Raw genomic sequence first — 409 nt, 5'->3', positions numbered from 1 at the left:
CAGCGATGGTGACGGCATTAAAAACGGCCGAGAAGAGCTAGAAGGGTGGGATGACAACGACGCGAACAACCCAGTATCGGCAGAAAACGTACAATCGGTCGAGTTGGTTCTGAGTAACAGTGTGGTTAAGCCCGGTCTTGGGTTGCAAGCAAGCATTGATTACCAGGCGCAAGGGTATACAGGCACCTTCACCACGTTGGATGTGCCCGATGCGGCTCATGTCAGCTGGGGCATCGTTGATGCGAATGGCGATAGTGTTGTAGGGTTAACCCCAACCAGTGAAGGCCATGTGACTATACCAGAGTCTGCCGAGGTGATGGACTATGTTGATGAGCCACTGACCATGCAGGCGACGTTTACCGAAGAGGGTTGGTTTAAACACCAAACCCCGCAGGAAAAAACGTTCACT

General features: G+C 52.3%; 1 pseudogene. It reads left to right on the top strand.

The features are described from left to right. Positions 1-409, top strand: a pseudogene (locus ACP45E_RS02960) (hypothetical protein); the annotation flags it as partial.

This window comes from Vibrio genomosp. F10 str. 9ZD137 (genome assembly GCF_049974785.1).
Classification (GTDB): domain Bacteria; phylum Pseudomonadota; class Gammaproteobacteria; order Enterobacterales; family Vibrionaceae; genus Vibrio.
The sequence above is the reverse complement of the archived record's forward strand: the minus strand, read 5'-3'. Positions and strand labels throughout refer to the sequence as shown.